At 35.3% G+C, this 1,890-nt stretch carries 1 protein-coding gene and 1 pseudogene; both read left to right on the top strand.

Features of this window, described 5'->3' with window-relative positions:
- A pseudogene (locus F6K06_RS26765) lies at positions 1–184 on the top strand (hypothetical protein); the annotation flags it as partial.
- Positions 185–248: 64 nt separating this feature from the next.
- Positions 249–1,454: a glycine betaine/L-proline ABC transporter ATP-binding protein gene (locus F6K06_RS26760; protein ID WP_124144599.1), complete on the top strand. Its 1,206-nt coding sequence runs from the start codon at positions 249–251 to the stop codon at positions 1,452–1,454.
- Positions 1,455–1,890 lie beyond the last annotated feature (436 nt).

The following is a 1,890-nucleotide window of genomic DNA, read 5'->3' as shown; positions in this document are numbered from 1 at the left end:
TCGCAAGACCTTGTGTGATTCCAAGTCAATAGAGATGCTTAAACATTCCATCCGACTATTAATTCACTATCTTAAGTTTTGGGATTTGCCCGTTCCCTCTAGATTCATCCCGCCCCTCAGCAACGCCAAATTGCACGCTAACTATCGTCACCAATATATCCAATATATATTCTCTACAAAATAATTGGAAAGTACTAAAATATAACTAATTAATTTCTGTTAACTTAAATTAATGATTAAATAAAAATATGCCACCCAAAATAATTATAAAAAATCTCATTAAAATTTATGGCAAAAAACATCTTGCCGCTCTTAAGTTGTTTCGGGAAGGTAAAACAAGAGATTATATACTGCAATCCACAGGTAATGTATTAGGATTGGCCGATATATCTCTTGAGATTAATCAAGGGGAAATATTTGTATTAATGGGTTTATCCGGCTCAGGAAAATCTACCCTGGCTCGATGTATTAATCGTTTGATTCATCCCACTAGCGGACATATTTATATTGATGATGAAGATGTTGCTCACGTTGGTGAGACACGAATGCGAGAAATACGACTTAATAAAGTCTCAATGGTTTTTCAACGTTTTGGGTTGTTTCCTCACAAAACAGTCGCTGAAAATGTAGAGTATGGACTAAAGGTGCGGGGAGTTGAACGAATTAATCGTCGCCAGAAAGCACTAGAAACATTAGAAGTTGTGGGTTTAGCTAAATGGGCAGATTATAAACCGACCTCTTTGAGTGGGGGAATGCAGCAACGAGTGGGTTTGGCCCGTGCTTTGGCTACTGATGCAGAAATTTTATTAATGGACGAAGCTTTTAGTGCCCTTGACCCATTGACTAGGGGAGAGATGCAAGATGAATTGTTGCGACTCCAGAAAGAATTACACAAAACTATTGTGTTTATTAGTCATGATATTCAAGAGGCTTTGAAACTAGGCGATCGTATTGCTGTAATGAAAGCAGGGGCAATTGTTCAATTGGGGACACCAGAAGAATTACTCACTCAACCAAAAAATGATTATATCACTGCTTTCATCCAAGAGGTAAATCCTGCACAATTTATTACAGTAGGTTCTATTATTAATCAAACAGCTTCTCTGAGGATTGGCCAAGATTCTGTTGGCTCTGGGCTGAAAAAAATGTTAGACCATAATCTCCAAGTTATGTATGTGCTCGATCAACAGAATAAACCTGTTGGTTTGGTAAAAAAAGAACATCTAGAAACCAGTCTCAAACAGGAAAAAGAAGATATTATGGGGGTGATAGAAACTGATTTTCCTATAATTGATGTTTCTGCTCATCTAGGAAATATTTTTCACCTTTATAAACAAGGATTTCCTCTAGCGGTAGTTGATGAAGAAAAAGAATTTAAAGGTATGGTAGAAGCTTCTGATGTACTTACCAGTTTGGGGCGACAAACTACTCAAGAAAAATTACCTACTCCTTAACAAATTTCTTGAAAGCTTTTCAAGAAAAAAGAAAGGGTAGTCCTGCATAGTAATGTTTAAGGACAAAATTTGATATTTACCGAAATATTTATTCTCCCAGATATTCAACAGTATTTTGAGAGTAAGTCGTGAAAAATTATCGCTCCCTCTAACTTTTACCATTACTATGCACTACTACCAAAGAAAGCATTTGAACTATTTTGTGTAGCAATAAAAGTCTCTGTAGTTTAACTTTTTTTTCCAGTAATAATAAATTTAGGGTTTACACAAAAACACCACCCAAAGTAAATCGAGAAATTAGGTAAAACCACTATATATAGTAAAGAAAAACTATAACGTCTTAGATATGTAGTGTTGAGAACTGAAAAAACCATCTATATCTTAAAATCTCAAACAAATACCAAAACACCACCCAAAGTAAATCGAGAAATTAGGT

The sequence above is a fragment of the Okeania sp. SIO1H4 genome (genome assembly GCF_010672695.1).
In the GTDB taxonomy this organism is placed as follows: Bacteria; Cyanobacteriota; Cyanobacteriia; order Cyanobacteriales; family Microcoleaceae; genus Okeania; species Okeania hirsuta.
Note: the sequence above shows the minus strand (reverse complement) of the source record. Positions and strands in the feature narration are given on the sequence as shown.